This is a genomic window from Saccharospirillum alexandrii (genome assembly GCF_004000275.1).
Taxonomy (GTDB): domain Bacteria; phylum Pseudomonadota; class Gammaproteobacteria; order Pseudomonadales; family Natronospirillaceae; genus Saccharospirillum; species Saccharospirillum alexandrii.
The window spans coordinates 1-587 of sequence record NZ_RCIP01000019.1 but is presented as its reverse complement, the minus strand read 5'-3'; the positions used below and the strand labels follow the sequence as shown (position 1 = coordinate 587).

At 55.4% G+C, this 587-nt stretch carries 1 pseudogene; it reads left to right on the top strand.

Annotation, left to right across the window (positions count from 1 at the left end):
- Window positions 1–587, top strand: a pseudogene (locus EP166_RS21060) (transposase); the annotation flags it as partial.

Below are 587 nucleotides of genomic sequence, written 5' to 3'. Positions count from 1 at the left end.
GTGGCAGACTGGTCAAGGAGGTGTGTCGGGAGTACGGCATCTCCGATGCGACCTACTACAACTGGAAGTCCAAATACGGTGGTATGGAGGCCTCTGATGTGAAGCGCCTCAAAGAGCTTGAGGAGGAAAACCGTCGTCTGAAGCAGATGTACGCCGAGCTGAGCCTGGACCATAAGCTCCTAAAGGACGTCATCGAAAAAAAGCTGTAAGGCCAGCCGTTCGACGAGAACTGGTAGATTACCTCAAGCAGGCTCACGGCGTCAGCATTCGCAGAGCCTGCCGAATCGCTGGCATCAGTGACTCTGTGTACCGGTATCGACCGGATAGCTCCCGCGATGAACCGGTGATTGCAGCGCTTCAAAGCGCGACTGAACGCTATCCCGCCTACGGCTTCAGCAAGCTGTTCAAGGTGCTGCGACGCTGGGGTCACGAATGGAATCACAAGCGGGTCTACCTGCTGTATTGCGCACTCAACCTGAACAAGCGACGACGGGGCAAGAAACGACTCCCGACACGAAATCCGGAGCCATTGAGCGTGCCAGTCACCGTTAATCGATGTTGGTCCATGGATTTTATGAGCGACAGTC